This window comes from Helicobacter jaachi, assembly GCF_000763135.2.
Classification (GTDB): domain Bacteria; phylum Campylobacterota; class Campylobacteria; order Campylobacterales; family Helicobacteraceae; genus Helicobacter_C; species Helicobacter_C jaachi.
The window spans coordinates 472004-486890 of sequence record NZ_JRPR02000001.1; the positions used below are offsets into that span (position 1 = coordinate 472004).

Consider the following 14887-nt stretch of genomic DNA (forward strand, 5'->3'; position numbering starts at 1 on the left):
TAGTGGCAAAAGGAATAAAATGAGTAAAGATTTGACATATTTAAATAGGCATAATTTTAGGGCAATTTGCAATGCTTTAGCGATGCCTGGCACAAGTCATAAGATACAAAAAGCATTTGATTCTTACACTTTAGCAATTGCTAGCACGCTTTTATATAGCGAGGTAAGCTTTATAAATTTGACAGATTCTGACTTTTATTTATTAAATAATATTTGTAATGCAAAGTTAGAAAATATAGAAAATGCAGATTATATATTTACGCACAATATAGATTCTAATATGATTAGCAGCATTAAAAAAGGGAGTTTTAAAGACCCTGAGTTTAGTGCGAGTATTATTTATTGCTATGGTTTAAATACGCCATTATTTGAGTATAGACTAAAAGGTGCTGGCATTGATGGTGAGAGTATGCAAAAATATCCATTAGATAATGAGATTATAAAAGAGATTCTAAAGCATAATGCAAATTTTCCTATGGGCTTTGAGCTATATTGCCTTAATACGCAAAATGGCGAGATACTAGCCTTATCGCGCACGACAAAACTGGAGGCTGTGTAATGGGATTTGTAGCAATTAAGGGCGGTGAGAATGCTATTAGACATTCACTAGAGTTTTTTAATAATACCTTTGTGAATGAGAAGTTAGATATTGATGTAATTATAGAATCTATGCGCTTAGGCGTGGATAGAGTGATGAGTGAGGGGAGTTTATATAGTAAAAAGCTAGCGGCTAAGGCATTAATTAAATCAAGTGGCGATACGCTAAATGCTGCTTTTTTCCTGCGTGCGCATCGTAGCTCTTGTCAGCGAATTGGCGAGGCAAAGATGATTGATACTAATGATATGCGACTTGTTAGACGTATTAGCTCGGCGTTTAAGGATATTGAGGGCGGGCAGATTCTAGGACCTAGTAATGATTATCAAATAAAGCTTTTAGATTCTATAGATTTAAAATATTCTACTAAGTTAGAATCTAGCAATTTAGATTCTAAAGATAAAAAAATACGCTCCGCTATGGACGCACTGCGTGAGCTAGGATTTATTAAAAAACAGCAAAAAGATAAACAGCCTGATGATATTACACGCACTTTTCCAAATCCTCCTTATTCGCGTAGTGCGATGATGCAGGCAATGAGTAGAGGAGAGTGTGGCTCAATGCTAGGCTTTGCTTATACTTCTATGCGTGGCTATGGCGATATACACCCAACGATTGGTGATTTAAGATTAGGGAGTGTGGAGGTGAAATTTACCCACCCACTTACTAATAATGAAGTAATTATTGGTGAAATTGAAGTGAGTGCGGTTGAGTGCGTGGGCGAGGTAGAAAAGCAGCTTGATGGGAGTGTGAAGCTTAATACTGGCTTTGGCTTTTGCTTTGGCTTTAATGAGACAAAGGCAATTTGTATGGGGATTTTGGACTTAAATCTTTATGCGGTAAAGCATAGAGAAAATGACACGCACTTTGCCTCAAGCTGCGAGATGATATTACATCATATTGATGGCGTAGATTCTATGGGCTTTAGTAATCATTACAAACTGCCGCATTATGTGACATTTCAAGCGATTTTGCAAGTATTTGAAAATGCTAAGAAATTTAGAGAATCTAATAACACAAATATAGAATCTAGCACAACAAAGGATAGCGATGAATAACACAAAATACGCCTTTTTAGATGAAGAAGCAAAAAAAGAAATCCGCCGCAGCATACTTAAAGCCATAGCAATCCCTGGCTATCTAGTATCATTTGCCTCGCGTGAAATGCCTATGGCAAAGGGCTGGGGGACTGGGGGCTTGCAGCTTACATTATCGCTTATTAATGAAAATGATACGCTTAAAGTAATCGACCAAGGTAGCGATGAGAGCGTAAATGCGCTAAATCTTAAAAATTTTATCGTGGCTACCACTGATGTGCAAACTACCACAGATACCACACAAGCCACACTTATACAAACGCGACATAGAATCCCAGAGGAGCGATTAAAGCAAGGGCAGATTCTAATATTTCAAGTGCCAACCCCTGATGTGCTAGAGATTGTAGAATCTAATACCGCTAAGGCTAAGGAAATGCACGCGCACGCGGATTATGCTAAGTTATGGGTGCTTTTATATGAAGATACTGCCATTTTAGGCGATAGTAGAATCTCAAATCGCTATCCTGTGATAGTAAATAATCGTTATGCTATGGACCCTAGCCCTATTCCGCGATATGATACGCCAAAGCTAAATCACTCCGCAGCACTTCAGCTCTTTGGCGCAGGTAGGGAGAAAAAAATCTATGCCATTCCGCCATATACTAAAGTAGAGCCGCTAAAATTTGATGATAGGGCATTTAGAGTGGAGAGCTTTGGAGGGCATGCGTGTCAAAGATGTGGAAATACTGATGTATTTTTAGATGTGATTTTAGATGCTTACGGGAAAAAGCAGTATTTTTGCAGCGATACTTCTTATTGTGATAAGACTTTGCAAAAAAAGGGATTATTATGAAAAAGCATATTTTAAAAATCCGCAATTTAAGTAAGATATTTCCCTCTGCTAAGGGCATCTGTGGGCATTGTTTAGATTTAAGTGGCGCGGCTTTTAACTCTTCTATTTGCTCGCATTGTGGCAGTGTGGTGGGTGTAAATAATGTCAATTTAGATTTAAAAAGTGGCGAGGTGCTAGGCATTGTAGGCGAGAGTGGGAGTGGGAAAAGCACACTTTTACAACTGCTCTATCAAGATGTCAAAGCAAGTAGCGGAGAGATTTATTTAAGCGATTTTTATGATGGCAATAAAAATATTTTAGAATCTAATCTTAATGAATTAAGCCTTTTACGCAATAAGATTCTATCAATGATTTATCAAAATCCACGACTTGGCTTAAACTACTACTTTAGCGCAGGTGGGAATATCGCAGAAAAAATTATTATGAGCGGGTGTAAAAATTTTGAAGAAATTAGAAATGGAGCATTAAATTATTTGCATAAAACAGAAATTCCGCCTTCTCGCATTGATGATTATCCTGATACATTTAGCGGCGGTCAGCAGCAAAGAATCCAAATTGCTAAAGCCCTAGCGGCAAATCCTAGATTATTATTATTAGATGAGCCTACAACGGGCTTAGATTTATCCGTGCAAGCAAAGATTTTAGATTTAATTAAAGCCTTGCAAAAGCAAATTGGCTTTGCAATGATTGTAGTAAGCCATGATTTAGGCGTAATAAAGCACTTAACGGATTTATGTATTGTTATGAAAAATGGGCAAATTATAGAGCAAGGTTTAAGCGACCAAATCTTGCAAGACCCGCAGCACGCTTACACGCAGCTTTTAGTTTCAAGCATTTTGTAAGTATTTTTAAGGAGAAGCAATGGTATTAGAAGTCAAAAATCTAAGCAAACATTTTATCGCACACACACGCGGGGGCGTGGAGATTAGCGGCTTTAAAAATATTAATTTTACATTGAAAAAAGGCGAGTTTCTCTCTATTGCAGGTAAAAGTGGGAGTGGGAAAAGCTCGATTTTAAAGGTGCTTTATCGCTCATATTTGCCAAGTGGCGGGGATATAGATTTTTATGATAATGGCACATTTATCGCCTCAATCACAAAAGCAAGTGATAGCGAGGTGCTAGATTTACGCGAGCGCTACATTGGCTATGTCTCGCAATTTTTGCAAGTGCTGCCTAGAATCTCTGCGCTAAATATCGTAGCAAATCCGCTTATTATGCAAGGTGAGAGTGAAAATAAGGCTAGAGAAAAGGCTAGAGAAATGCTTAGCTTTTTTGGCATTAAAGAATCTTTATTTGATATTTCGCCCCTTACTTTTAGCGGTGGTGAGCAGCAGCGAGTTAATATCGCAAAAGGCATTATCGCGCCTAAAAAATTACTTTTATTAGATGAGCCAACCGCCTCACTTGATAAAGAAAATCGCGCCAAAGTGCTAGAGCAATTACGCGTGCTTAAAAAGAAGGGCATTAGCATGATAGGCATATTCCATGATAAAGAGAGCATGGAGGCAATTAGTGATAATATCTATGATATAGGAGAGATAAAATGATAATTCGTAGTAAAAAAGTATTGGTAAATGATAAATTTATCCCAGCAAATATAGAGATTAAAGGCAAAATTATAGAATCTATAAAGCCTTATGATAATGCTAAAGAAGCAATTGATGTAGGTGAAAATCTGGTGCTTCCAGGCATTGTAGATTTACACTCTGATGCATTAGAAAAAGAAATTGAGCCACGCCCAAATGCGAATTTCCCGCTTGCTTTTGCATTTAAAAATCTTGATAAAAAGCTAGCCATGGCAGGCATTACTACTATGTATCACGCCATAGGCTTTGAGGAAAATCCAAGCAAGCATAGAAATTCAAAACTTGCAAGAGAGCAAATAGAATTGCTTGCAAAAATGCAAAGAAGTAATGAATTTTTAGTGGATAACTTAATCCATGCGCGCTTTGAGATTAGCTCTTTAGAATCTTTAGATGATTTATATGAATGCTTTAAATCTAATCTTATTGATATTTTATCGATAATGGACCACACGCCAGGGCAAGGGCAGTTTAAAAGTATAGAATCTTTGGCAAATTATTACCGCAAACATCACGGCTGGAGCGAGGATACAATTAATGAACTTATGCAAAAGCGTATAAAAGAAAAAGACTGGGAGTGTATAAACACATTATTGCAAAAAGCTAAGGAAAAGCATATAGCGCTTTTAAGCCATGATGATGACTGCAAAGAAAAGCTTGATATGCTTATAGAATGGGGCATTCGCATTTCAGAGTTTCCACTTAGCCTTGAAGTCGCAAAATACGCTAAACTAAAAGGCAGCATCACAGGTATGGGCGCGCCAAATGTCGTGCGCGGCGGCTCTCAAAGTGGCAATGTAAGCGCGCAAGATTTAATAAAAGAGGGCGCGTGTAGCTATCTTTGCTCAGATTATCACCCAAGCTCAATGCTCCTTAGTGCCTTTATCGTGGCAAAAAACAATGCACATATTCCACTAGAAAAGGCTTATGCAATGATTAGCTCCACACCTGCAAAAGCAGTAGGGCTAAATGACAGAGGCGAGATTAAAGAAGGGAAAAACGCCGATATTTTGGTAGTAAAAGAGGGCGAAGTCCCAGAAGTGCTATGGTGTATAAAAAATGGCAAAAGTGTATATAGCATACTTGATTTTAAGATTAAAGATTTCAAAGTAGATTCTAAACCATGCAAAATAGCGTAATTATACTTATTGTCGGTGCCAGTGGCGCTGGTAAAGATAGCCTTTTAAATGTTGCTAAAAAACATTTTAAAGATAATGCGAGCTTTAATTTTGTGCAGCGATTTATTGATAGAATCCCTGATAATAATGAGAAAAATTTCTTTATAGATACAGCGAGCTTTAATCTTTTGGATAATTTTTTTATTAGTAAATGGGAGGCAAATGCTCATCATTACGGCATACCCAAGCATTTTATAAAGCCTAATTGCATAAATATTATTTCTATCTCACGCGAGGCAATTAAGGATTTTGAATCTAAATTTAAAAATGTGTATGTAATTGAAATTTATGTGCCTTTATCACTTCTTAAACAGCGACTTGAAGCGCGTGGGCGAGAAGATTCTAACCAAATAGAACACAGGCTAAAAATGGCTAAAAAAAAGGTTAAAGCGCGCAATCTAACTCGCTTTAATAACGCAAGAAATTTTACGCAATGTGGCAAGAAATTTTGCGATTTAATACAATCTATTGCCGCTAGTAGCGATTTTAGCAAAGATTATATAGAATCTAATTTGCAAGATTTTATAGATTCTAAAAATCCTTTTAATTTTTTTACACCAAGCAATAATCCTTCAAAGATTCTATATTTTTTAGGCTCAAGTGATAGCGGGGCTATTCCTGTGCATAATTGCAACTGCAAAGCGTGTGAAAAATATCGAAAAGAAAATAAAAAAAACCTTTCAACCTGTGCTTTTTTAACATTAGATTCTAAGTTTATCTTGCTTGATTGTGGCATTGATGAGATTAGTAATATTTTTGATGGTAATAAAATTGCTGCGATTTTTCTTACGCATTTCCACGCTGACCACGCTTTGGGGCTATTAAGACTGCGGTATAGTAAAGATAAAATTATTTGCTATCACCCAAGCGATGAGCAAGGCTTTGGCGATTTATTTAAGCATAAAAAAAATATTATTTATAAAGCCCTAAAGCCATTTGAGAGTGTGAAAATTAAGCATATAACTTTTACTGCACTGCCACTAATCCACTCAAAGCCAACTTTTGGCTATTTTATAGAATCTAAAAGCGAAAATATCGCGTATCTTACAGATTGCGCTGGTTTGAAAAAAGATTCAATGGATTTTTTAAAAAGCAAAAATATCGATATTTGCTACATTGACGCGGGCGCATTTATAGAATCTAATGATTTATCACAAAAGCCAAAAAAGGATTCACCAAATCATTTAAGCTATCTTGAAGCCCAGCACATCATCGATACCCTAAAGCCCAAAACCGCACGACTAATGCATATTTCACATCGTATTTTGCAATCTTTATCTACCCAAAATTTACGCTATGAATATGTGCTATAAGCTTTGTCATAGCCCATAGCGCGCGATTTTATGCCGCAGCACTTCAAGGCTCATACCTAATATATCGCTTGCCTTTTGCAAGTCATTGCGCGTTTGGGCAAGCGTTTGCGTGATGAGCTGCTTTTCTAATTCAGCAATGCTATTATTTTTATTCACATTGCCGCTTAAAGCCTGCGCACGCGATTGTAAAAATAAATCCTCCGCGCTAATTTCATTACCCTCACTTAAAATCCCCGCTCGCTCCACGACGGAGAGCAGCTCGCGCACATTGCCATACCATTCATACGCAAGCAGTGCTTCTTTTGCGGCTTTAGAAAATTGCTTAGATTCTAAGCCATACTGCTCACACACTGCTGCTAGCCTCCACTCACTCAGTGGCAAAATCTCCTCTTTGCGCTCTTTAAGCGGAGGAATGAGTAAGGGAATGGTTTGTAATCTAAAAAATAAATCCTCTCTAAATTCGTGTTTGGCAATTTTTGCTTCTATGTCGGCGTTTGTGGCGGAGATAAAGCGCACATCAATTTTAATAGGTTTTGAGCTACCTAGTCTTGTGAGGCTTTTTTCTTGCAAGACGCGCAGGAGCTTGGCTTGCAGTGCAAGGGGCATTTCGCCAATTTCATCTAAAAATACACTTCCGCCATTTGCGTCCTCTAAAATGCCCGGTTTTGCGCTTGTAGCGTCTGTGAAAGCTCCTTTTTCATAGCCAAAAAGTTCAGATTCTAATAAATGTTCAGGAATGGCTGCCATATTAATAGCAATAAAAGGCGCATTTGCGCGGTGAGAGTGCTTGTGGATAAAATTTGCAAATACATCTTTGCCCACACCGCTTTGCCCTAAAAGCAGCACGCTTGCATCAGTTTTTGCCACTTTTAAAGCCAGTGTTTTAAGCTCTTCAAGTTTGGGCGATGAGGCGATAAAATCTTTTGAATCTGTAGGCTGTGGCTTTACTTGCGAATTTGATTTAGTGGATTGCTGCGTGATTTGACGCACCTTGTGACTTCTGTGTATGGCTTTTATAAGCTCTTCTATCTCAAAACCTTTGATGAGAAAGTCTTTAACGCCAAGCCTTATGGACTTTATGGCATTTTGCACAGAGGCATTGCCGGTAATGACGATGGCTTCATATTGTCCATTAAGCTCTTGCAAAAAGCTTAGCCCATCCATTTGAGGCATATTAATATCTGTAATAATAAGCTCAAAGCTAGAATCTAGCTTTTTTAGCGCTTCTTTTGGATTTTTAAAGCTCACAATTTCATATTGCGCATAGTCCTCAAATGCTGTTTCCAAGGACTTGCGATAGTTGATATCATCTTCGATAATGGCAATTTTCATATCTTACTCCTTAGATAAAATATATAATAGAATGCTTTTATTTACAAGCTTTGCTTTCACCCTTGTAGGCGTAATCTCAAGGCTCACGCGCGAAGTAGTGGTATTATTTTTACTCATCGTATTTTCGCGCACACGCACTTCATAGGCATATAGGCAATCTAACACCTGCTCTTTTTCTCGTTTTAAAATAAAAGTAATAAAATAGGGCATATCGTCCATAATGGCATATTTGCTCGCATCAATTTCACATTCTCCTACGATTTCATAGCCATTTTGATGCTGATAGTTCATCACATGCGAAACGCGGTAACGCTCACCTTGCGCGAGATTATCTTTGCTAATAAGTTTGTAGGAGATGAGTAGCTCTACTTCTTTATTTTCAAAATTATCATTATAGGGCTGCATATCAAGTGCATTTGCGCCTTTAAGGACATTTATACTAAGATTGATACACAAAAGCAGGGCTAAGATTCTCATGTATAGAATCCTCCTAGAGTTTTAATCCTGCACTAAGCCATTTTCCGCGCTACTCTCATCAGTGTCTTCATCATCTTTTACTTCTTTAGGGCAGATATTGGCATATGCGACTTTGTCATTGCCCACATTTACAATTTTCACTCCGCTTGTATTGCGTCCTGCTTCACGAATAGCCTCTGTATCCACGCGTATCATTTTGCCAGAGCTTGTAAGCACCATTAAATCCACATTTTCATCATTAATATTTACCACACTCACAAGCTTGCCTGTTTTTTCTGTGAGCTTCATCACAATCACGCCTTTGCCTGCGCGCGACTGCAAGCGATACTCGCCCGCTAGCGTTTGCTTGCCAATACCCTGCTCACTTACCGTTAGGAGTTTATCAGTATTGCTTGTGATAGTGGTTGCGGCAATGACAAAATCTTGATTTGCTTTAAATTTAATGCCCGTTACCCCGCGGCTCGCGCGCCCAATTTCGCGCAGCTCTTCAATAGCAAAGCGAATGCACATACCTTGATATGTGGCGATAAATAGCTCTTTTACATGAGAATCTACAATGTGCGCACTCACTAGCTCATCATGCTCATCAAGATTAATGGCTTTTATGCCAACGCTGCGGATATTGCTGTATTCATTAAGATTAGTGCGCTTTACTATGCCATTTTTGGTAAAAAATACGAGCGATTTATCCTCGTTAAAATCTGTGGTAGTGATATTTGCCATAATTTTCTCATCAGGCTGCAGGTTTATGAGATTAACCACTGCTTTGCCAATAGCCGTTCTGCCCGCTTCTGGAATCTTATATACCTTAAGCCAATACAGCTGCCCCTTGTTGGTGATAAACATAATCGTATCGTGCGTATTTGCCACGAAAAAAGATTCTATAAAATCATCATCGTGCGTATTCCCGCTAATCTTGCCCTTGCCGCCGCGATTTTGCTTTTCATAAGTCTTTAAAAGCACGCGTTTTACATAGCCGCGATGGCTCATAGTAATAACGACTTTTTCATTAGGGATTAAATCTTCAACATCAATAGCATCATAATCCTCTTCAATCTGCGTGCGCCTTTTGGAGCTAAACTTTTCTTTAATCTCTAATAGCTCATTTTTAACAATCTCTTTGAGTTTGTCTTCGCTTCTTAGGATAGATTCTAAAAAGCTAATTTGCTCTTGGAGTTGGGCATATTCTTCATTAATTTTATCGCGCTCTAAACCTGTTAGGCGTTGCAAGCGCATCTCTAAAATAGCCTTAGCCTGTAATTGGCTTAGGTTAAATTTACTCATAAGCGCATCTTTGGCGCTTTCCGTATCTTTTGAGGCGCGAATAGTTTTAATCACTTCATCAATATTATCAAGGGCGATGATTAAGCCCTCCAAAATATGCGCGCGTGCCTTGGCTTTCTCAAGTTCAAAAATAGTGCGGCGGATAATGATAGTTTTGCGATGAGCGATAAAAATCTGCAATAATTCAAGGAGATTAAAAATCTTTGGCTCTTTGTTATTAATGGCTAGCAGGATAATGCCAAAGGTAGATTCCATAGTGGTGGATTTAAATAAATGATTAAGCACAATTTCGCTCATCGCATCGCGTTTAAGCTCTATAACTACTCTAATGCCCTCTCTGTCGCTCTCATCGCGCACCTCTGCAATGCCCTCAATAATCTTTTCCTTTGCAAGCTCTGAAATTTGCTCCACAAGCTTGGCTTTATTAACTTGATAGGGCACCTCATCAATGACAATAATATCTTTTGTCTTTGTTTTTTCGATATGCACTTTTGCACGCACGCGGATTCTGCCGCGCCCTGTGCGATACGCCTCTAAAATTCCAGCTTTGCCATAGATTATCCCGCCTGTTGGGAAATCAGGACCTTGAATAATATCAAGCACATCTTCCACACTTTGCGTATTATGCTCAATCACAAAAATAAGCGCATCAACAATCTCATCAAGCCTATGCGGCGGAATAGAAGTTGCCATACCCACAGCAATGCCGCTTGAGCCATTTACCAAAAGGTTTGGAATCCTAGTCGGTAGGACATCAGGCTCTTGCAAGGTATTGTCATAATTTGGCACAAACTCCACTGTGTCTTTATCAATATCATGGAGCATTTCCTCGCTTGCATTGGTCATACGCGCTTCAGTATAGCGCATAGCCGCTGCTCCATCGCCATCAATAGAGCCAAAGTTCCCCTGCCCATCGACAAGCTCAAGCCGCATAGAAAAATCCTGCGCCATTCGCACAAGCGCATCATACACAGCAGTATCGCCGTGCGGGTGGTATTTACCAATCACATCGCCTACGATTCTAGCGCTTTTTTTGTAAGGGCGGCGTGGAGAGAGACTTAACTCATTCATTGCATATAAAATCCTTCTATGCACGGGTTTTAAGCCATCTTTTGCATCTGGTAATGCCCGCCCCACAATCACACTCATTGAATAATCAAGATAACTCTCCTTTATAGAATCATCAATTTTTACTTCAATATTTCTCTCTTCTATTAGGCTATCCATTGTCGCTCCCAAGCTATTTTTATTAAACTTAGGATTGTATCTCAAATTGACTAAAAATAGCCTTACTTCTTGCAAAAAATATTGTATAATCGCGTAAAATAGGATATTTCAAGATTTGGAGGTGCCGAAAAATGGAACGATACGAATGGATATGCAAATGGATATGATAGAAAAGAGCATTTTGCTTTGCCTTATGGGATTTTTTGGCGCAATTACTCCCGGACCAGACATTTTACTCACGCTTAAAACTACCTTGCGCTTTGGCGCATGGCAGGGCTTTAAAGTGCTTAGCGGGATTGCGTGCGGGTGGTGCTTGTATTTGATACTTATTTATGCGGGCTTAAGCCATTGGTTTAATACGCCTATGGTGCAGTTTATACTAAGCCTTGTAGGCGGAGGATATTTGCTTTATTTGGGCTTTATCATGCTCACCATTAAGCCTATTTTAGGGGATTTAGAGAATCTAGATTCTAAAGATGGCTTTATGCAGGGGCTTATTATCAATCTTTCTAATCCTAAGGCAATTTTATTTTTTATCTTTTTGGTAACGCCTTTTATTGATGAGGGTATGGAAATAGGGCTTATTGCGCTATGGTGTTCGCTTTTTATGGCATTTGCTTGTGTGATATTGTGCGCTAATGTGGCTAGGGGATACATTAATGCGCGCACTTTTGGGATTATTGATAGAATCTGCGGTGTATTGTTTGTGGGCTTTGCATGGTTACTTTACTTTGAGTGTGGGCAGCTAGGTGCGAAACTCTTTTTGTAAAGCATGGCGCAGGCTATATGATTAAAATGCGGTTTAAAAGAAAATTCATTTTAGGATAGTTTTGGCGTAAAATCCTTATAGCGTGAGGATTGTTACTTGCCTAGCGATTTTTTAGCGATTTTCTATGTTTGCTTCGAGCAGCCTTTCTGCGTGCTAAAAATATTTCTCGATTTGTCCTCCACCACAAATAATGCTTAATACGCCTGCGTGAATGCGTTTGATAAAGTGAGTTAGCATTAGTGCTTGGCTCAAGTGATTGCACAATATGCAAAGATTCTGTAATAATTTCTTCAAGGTCTTGAAACGCTCCTTCCTCCTGCTCTTTTGCGAGAATCTCAAGCTTGTCTAAAATTTCTTGCGGCATAAGCTCTCTTTCAGCCTTTGAGATATTGAGCAAAGGGGCTAGCTCTTCCCTATCTTGCGCGGTAAGGACAATTTTATACTTTGGCATAGACGCTCCTTAAAATAAAGATAAAGTGTATGAGGTGTTAAAAGGAATGAGGCACATTATACAAAAAAATCTGCAAAATGCCCCAAAAAGCCTTAATTTAAGAATAAATTAAGTTTATTTAAGATGCGGCATAATTTTTATGCACGCGCGCAAAATGTATCATTTGGCACTTTTAGGCTTAAAGTTATACAAAAAATTAATTTTTCTTTGACTTTAAAGAATTGTTTGTGCATAATGAAAGCCGCTAGATTCTATCAAACACAAAGGAGCGTTAATGGCAACCATCACTCTAACAAATAATGAAACACATGAGAGCTTTGATTTTGACTTGATTGAATGCACAAGGGGACCAAAAGCAGTTGATTTTTCTAAACTTTTTGAGCGCACCAATATTTTTTCTTATGACCCCGGCTATGGCTCAACAGCAGGTTGCAAATCTACTATTAGCTACATTAATGGCAAAGAGGGCGAGCTGCTTTATAAGGGTATTCCGCTTGATAAGTTGGTGGAAAAATATCAATTTACAGATGTGTGCAAGCTACTTATCACCGGCAAGGCTCCAAGTAATGGCGCAGAATCTAAAGAATTTGAGATTGAGCTTATGCATCGTAGTTTCTTGCATGAGGGGCTTATTAATATTTTTAGTGCTTTTCCCGATACAGCTCACCCTATGGCAAATCTCTCCGCTGCGCTCTCTGCGCTTTCTACTTTTCATTTTCATCATTTAGATATGAGTAATGAAGATGAACAGCAAGTGATGGCGCGACGCGCTATTGCTAAAATCACTACGCTTGTGGCATTTGCGTATAGGCATTCTTTGGGCATACCTTTTATTTATCCTGATGTGGAGCGTGGATATGTGGAGAATTTTCTTTATATGCTGCGCGCGTATCCGGGCGGGAAAATGAAGCAGACTATTAATGGTCCCACTGAAATCACATCTTTAGAGATAGAAGCCCTTGATAAAATTTTCACCCTCCATGCAGACCATGGGCAAAATGCCTCTACAACCACCGTGCGCAATGTCGCTTCAACAGGCGCGCACCCTTATGCGGCTTTGAGTGCGGGGATTAACGCGCTATGGGGAGCAGCACATGGCGGCGCAAATGAAAAAGTGCTAGATATGCTTAATGAAATTGGCGATGTAAAAAATGTGGATAAATATATTAATAAAGCAAAGGATAAAAACGACCCTTTTAGACTTATGGGCTTTGGTCATCGTGTGTATAAAAACTACGACCCTCGCGCGAAAATTCTAAAAAAGCTTAAAGATGAGCTTGATGCGAAAGGGATTAAAATGGACGCACGCTTGAGTGATTTAGCACACAAAGTTGAGGAGGTGGCGCTACATGATAGCTATTTTGTGGAGCGAAATTTGTATCCTAATGTTGATTTTTATTCAGGGATTATTCTTTCAGCGTTAAAGATTCCCACTACGCTTTTTACACCTATTTTTGTTATTGGGCGTATGCCCGGCTGGTGCGCACAGCTTTTAGAGCATATCAAAGACCCAGCCACTAGAATTACCCGCCCTCGTCAAGTGTATGTGGGCGAGTAACTCAAGTGCATTTAAGCGTTTTTGGCTATAATATCGCCCTTAAATTTTAATTCAAAGGACTGCAATAATGCTAGAAGGACAAATTAGAGAGAGTATTTCAAAATCTCAAACAAAGGCTTTGAGGAATGATGGTTATCTAATTGCAAACATCTATGGGAGAGGGCAGGAGAATATCCACTGCGCTTTTAAGATTAATGATTTCATTAAGGAAGTCAAGCATAAAAAAACTTTGATTTTTCCTGTGAAAGTAGGTGGAAAGACCTTAGATGTGGTGATTCAAGAATATCAAAAAGACCCTGTTACAAACACTATTTTGCATGTGGATTTACTGCTTGCACAAAAGGGCATAGTGGCAAAATATAAAGTGCCTGTGGTGATTAAGGGCAGTGCTAAAGGGCTTAAAAACAAAGGTGTGCTTTTTATCTCCACAAAGCGCATAAGCGTTAAGTGCGCAGCGGAAAATCTCCCTAACGCATACGAACTTGATGTGAGTGATTTAGATGTGGGAGATTCTATCCTTGTGCGAGATTTGCCAGAAATCAAAGGCGTAAGCGTGCTTGATGGCTCATCTGTAGCCGTAGTTGGAGTAATTAAAGCTAAATAATGTCCTGCTTTCTTGTCGCAGGGCTTGGCAATCCGGGTGTCAAATACCAAAATACTCGGCATAATGCGGGCTTTTTGGTATTAGACTTTTTGGCACAAGCTTTGCAGTTTAGCTTTACTTTCAACAAGCAGTTCAACGCTCAAATTGCTTCTATAACGCTAGATTCTCATAAAATATTTTTTTTAAAACCTCACACTTTTATGAATTGCTCAGGCGAGTGCATTGCACCTTTTGCACGCTATTTTGACATATTAGAAATGCTTGTGGTGCATGATGAGCTAGATATTAGCTTTGGCTCTATGCGCTTTAAATGCGGTGGCTCAAGCGGTGGGCATAATGGCTTAAAATCCATTGATAAGGTTATGGGGAATGAGTATTTGCGTCTGCGCTTTGGTATCGGCAGGAGCGCTACTCAAGAGGTTGTGGAGTATGTTTTGAGTGATTTTAGCCCAAAAGAGCAGGAGGAGCTAGATGTATTATTTGCACACGCAAAAGAGGCGATTATGAGCTTTTGTTACATGGCGTGTAGTGGAGAGAGTAGCGCACAGATTCTATCAAGGCTGCAAAATAACTTTACATTAAAAGCGCGGTGATAAGATAAGCCACAAATTTAGGCTTTAAAGCC

15 protein-coding genes are annotated in these 14887 nt (G+C 38.9%); 11 read left to right on the forward strand and 4 right to left on the reverse strand.

Going from position 1 to position 14887, the window contains the following annotated elements; genetic code table 11:
* Positions 1-19 precede the first annotated feature (19 nt).
* The 7 genes from LS71_RS02395 to LS71_RS02425 are packed head-to-tail and all read left to right on the forward strand — an operon-like array spanning position 20 to position 6560.
* Positions 20-559, forward strand: coding sequence for a phosphonate C-P lyase system protein PhnH (locus LS71_RS02395; RefSeq protein WP_034353410.1), 540 nt, complete (start codon positions 20-22; stop codon positions 557-559).
* Positions 559-1653 carry a carbon-phosphorus lyase complex subunit PhnI gene (locus LS71_RS02400; RefSeq protein WP_052057889.1) on the forward strand — a complete coding sequence of 365 codons (1095 nt, stop codon included), beginning with the start codon at positions 559-561 and terminating at the stop codon, positions 1651-1653. Before LS71_RS02395 ends, LS71_RS02400 begins: the two co-directional genes overlap by 1 nt.
* Complete coding sequence (locus tag LS71_RS02405) at positions 1646-2485, forward strand: alpha-D-ribose 1-methylphosphonate 5-phosphate C-P-lyase PhnJ (RefSeq protein ID WP_034353409.1); 840 nt, start codon at positions 1646-1648, stop codon at positions 2483-2485. The genes LS71_RS02400 and LS71_RS02405 overlap by 8 nt, the downstream gene beginning before the upstream one ends.
* Positions 2482-3327, forward strand: a complete 846-nt coding sequence (locus tag LS71_RS02410) for an ATP-binding cassette domain-containing protein (protein ID WP_034353407.1) — start codon at positions 2482-2484, stop codon at positions 3325-3327. The genes LS71_RS02405 and LS71_RS02410 overlap by 4 nt, the downstream gene beginning before the upstream one ends.
* A 19-nt stretch (positions 3328-3346) precedes the next feature.
* Positions 3347-4033: a phosphonate C-P lyase system protein PhnL gene (gene phnL, locus LS71_RS02415; protein WP_034353405.1), complete on the forward strand. Its 687-nt coding sequence runs from the start codon at positions 3347-3349 to the stop codon at positions 4031-4033.
* Entirely contained in the window at positions 4030-5208 is a 1179-nt protein-coding gene (locus LS71_RS02420; protein ID WP_052057887.1) for an alpha-D-ribose 1-methylphosphonate 5-triphosphate diphosphatase, read from the forward strand. Before phnL ends, LS71_RS02420 begins: the two co-directional genes overlap by 4 nt.
* On the forward strand, positions 5193-6560 hold the full coding sequence (locus tag LS71_RS02425; protein WP_052057885.1) for an MBL fold metallo-hydrolase: 1368 nt from the start codon (positions 5193-5195) through the stop codon (positions 6558-6560). The genes LS71_RS02420 and LS71_RS02425 overlap by 16 nt, the downstream gene beginning before the upstream one ends.
* 6 nt (positions 6561-6566) lie before the next feature.
* Here LS71_RS02425 and LS71_RS02430 read toward each other — a convergent pair whose 3' ends face one another.
* The 3 genes from LS71_RS02430 to gyrA are packed head-to-tail and all read right to left on the reverse strand — an operon-like array spanning position 6567 to position 10880.
* Complete coding sequence (locus LS71_RS02430; RefSeq protein ID WP_034353403.1) at positions 6567-7892, reverse strand: sigma-54-dependent transcriptional regulator; 1326 nt, start codon at positions 7890-7892, stop codon at positions 6567-6569.
* Positions 7893-7895: 3 nt separating this feature from the next.
* Positions 7896-8369 (reverse strand): hypothetical protein, encoded by a 474-nt coding sequence (locus LS71_RS02435; RefSeq protein ID WP_034353400.1) that lies wholly within the window; start codon positions 8367-8369, stop codon positions 7896-7898.
* Positions 8370-8390: 21 nt separating this feature from the next.
* Complete coding sequence (gyrA, locus tag LS71_RS02440) at positions 8391-10880, reverse strand: DNA gyrase subunit A (protein ID WP_034353398.1); 2490 nt, start codon at positions 10878-10880, stop codon at positions 8391-8393.
* A gap of 121 nt (positions 10881-11001) precedes the next feature.
* On the opposite strand from gyrA, the gene LS71_RS02445 reads away from it, so the two are divergent.
* Positions 11002-11649: a LysE family translocator gene (locus LS71_RS02445; protein WP_238700308.1), complete on the forward strand. Its 648-nt coding sequence runs from the start codon at positions 11002-11004 to the stop codon at positions 11647-11649.
* Positions 11650-11749: 100 nt separating this feature from the next.
* On the opposite strand, the gene LS71_RS02450 is transcribed toward LS71_RS02445, so the two are convergent.
* On the reverse strand, positions 11750-12100 hold the full coding sequence (locus tag LS71_RS02450; RefSeq protein ID WP_034353393.1) for a hypothetical protein: 351 nt from the start codon (positions 12098-12100) through the stop codon (positions 11750-11752).
* Positions 12101-12374: 274 nt separating this feature from the next.
* Between LS71_RS02450 and LS71_RS02455 the strand changes: the two genes are divergently transcribed.
* From LS71_RS02455 to pth, 3 genes are all read left to right on the forward strand, one after another.
* A complete protein-coding gene (locus LS71_RS02455) occupies positions 12375-13658 on the forward strand; it encodes a citrate synthase (RefSeq protein WP_034353392.1) in 1284 nt (427 codons plus the stop codon).
* Positions 13659-13725: 67 nt separating this feature from the next.
* Positions 13726-14262, forward strand: a complete 537-nt coding sequence (locus LS71_RS02460; protein WP_034353389.1) for a 50S ribosomal protein L25/general stress protein Ctc — start codon at positions 13726-13728, stop codon at positions 14260-14262.
* On the forward strand, positions 14262-14855 hold the full coding sequence (gene pth / locus LS71_RS02465; protein WP_034353386.1) for an aminoacyl-tRNA hydrolase: 594 nt from the start codon (positions 14262-14264) through the stop codon (positions 14853-14855). Before LS71_RS02460 ends, pth begins: the two co-directional genes overlap by 1 nt.
* Positions 14856-14887 lie beyond the last annotated feature (32 nt).

What these genes read in the sequence shown, in the direction of transcription:
- gyrA (WP_034353398.1), bottom strand. Translation starts at nt 10,880, where the DNA reads ATGGATAGCCTAATAGAAGAGAGAAATATTGAAGTAAAAATTGATGAT.
- LS71_RS02450 (WP_034353393.1), bottom strand. Translation starts at nt 12,100, where the DNA reads ATGCCAAAGTATAAAATTGTCCTTACCGCGCAAGATAGGGAAGAGCTA.
- pth (WP_034353386.1), top strand. Translation starts at nt 14,262, where the DNA reads ATGTCCTGCTTTCTTGTCGCAGGGCTTGGCAATCCGGGTGTCAAATAC.
- LS71_RS02425 (WP_052057885.1), top strand. Translation starts at nt 5,193, where the DNA reads ATGCAAAATAGCGTAATTATACTTATTGTCGGTGCCAGTGGCGCTGGT.
- LS71_RS02400 (WP_052057889.1), top strand. Translation starts at nt 559, where the DNA reads ATGGGATTTGTAGCAATTAAGGGCGGTGAGAATGCTATTAGACATTCA.
- LS71_RS02430 (WP_034353403.1), bottom strand. Translation starts at nt 7,892, where the DNA reads ATGAAAATTGCCATTATCGAAGATGATATCAACTATCGCAAGTCCTTG.
- LS71_RS02455 (WP_034353392.1), top strand. Translation starts at nt 12,375, where the DNA reads ATGGCAACCATCACTCTAACAAATAATGAAACACATGAGAGCTTTGAT.
- LS71_RS02410 (WP_034353407.1), top strand. Translation starts at nt 2,482, where the DNA reads ATGAAAAAGCATATTTTAAAAATCCGCAATTTAAGTAAGATATTTCCC.
- LS71_RS02420 (WP_052057887.1), top strand. Translation starts at nt 4,030, where the DNA reads ATGATAATTCGTAGTAAAAAAGTATTGGTAAATGATAAATTTATCCCA.
- LS71_RS02405 (WP_034353409.1), top strand. Translation starts at nt 1,646, where the DNA reads ATGAATAACACAAAATACGCCTTTTTAGATGAAGAAGCAAAAAAAGAA.
- LS71_RS02395 (WP_034353410.1), top strand. Translation starts at nt 20, where the DNA reads ATGAGTAAAGATTTGACATATTTAAATAGGCATAATTTTAGGGCAATT.
- phnL (WP_034353405.1), top strand. Translation starts at nt 3,347, where the DNA reads ATGGTATTAGAAGTCAAAAATCTAAGCAAACATTTTATCGCACACACA.
- LS71_RS02460 (WP_034353389.1), top strand. Translation starts at nt 13,726, where the DNA reads ATGCTAGAAGGACAAATTAGAGAGAGTATTTCAAAATCTCAAACAAAG.
- LS71_RS02435 (WP_034353400.1), bottom strand. Translation starts at nt 8,369, where the DNA reads ATGAGAATCTTAGCCCTGCTTTTGTGTATCAATCTTAGTATAAATGTC.